Source organism: Exiguobacterium sp. SH1S21 (genome assembly GCF_004337175.1).
Lineage (GTDB): Bacteria > Bacillota > Bacilli > Exiguobacteriales > Exiguobacteriaceae > Exiguobacterium > Exiguobacterium aurantiacum_A.
Genome location: NZ_SJUY01000039.1, coordinates 1 through 396, shown reverse-complemented (window position 1 = coordinate 396; position 396 = coordinate 1). Strand labels below are relative to the sequence as shown.

The 396-nt window shown below is 66.4% G+C and carries 1 protein-coding gene; it reads left to right on the top strand.

The genetic code is table 11. The features are described from left to right. The coding region (locus EVJ24_RS15250) for a GTP-binding protein (RefSeq protein ID WP_131441807.1) at nucleotides 1-396 on the top strand (396 nt) is incomplete at both ends.

The window sequence follows — 396 nt, the reverse complement described above, 5'->3', positions numbered from 1 at the left end:
GTTCTCGGGCGCGATCCAGATCGCCGGGGCCGTGAAGGGCCGCAAGGCGAGCCGCCACGCCACCTCCGACTGGATGGAGATCGAAAAGCAGCGCGGCATCTCGGTGGCTTCCTCGGTCATGCAGATGGCCTACCGCGACCACGTGGTGAACCTGCTCGACACCCCCGGCCACAAGGACTTCTCGGAAGACACCTACCGCGTGCTCACGGCCGTGGACTCCGCGCTCATGGTGATCGACGCGGCCAACGGCGTCGAATCGCAGACGCGGCGGCTGATCGAGGTCTGCCGCCAGCGCGACACCCCCATCATCACCTTCGTCAACAAGATGGACCGCGAAGTGCGCGAGCCCCTCGACATCCTCGACGAAGTGGAGCGCGAACTCGGCATGCCCTGCGT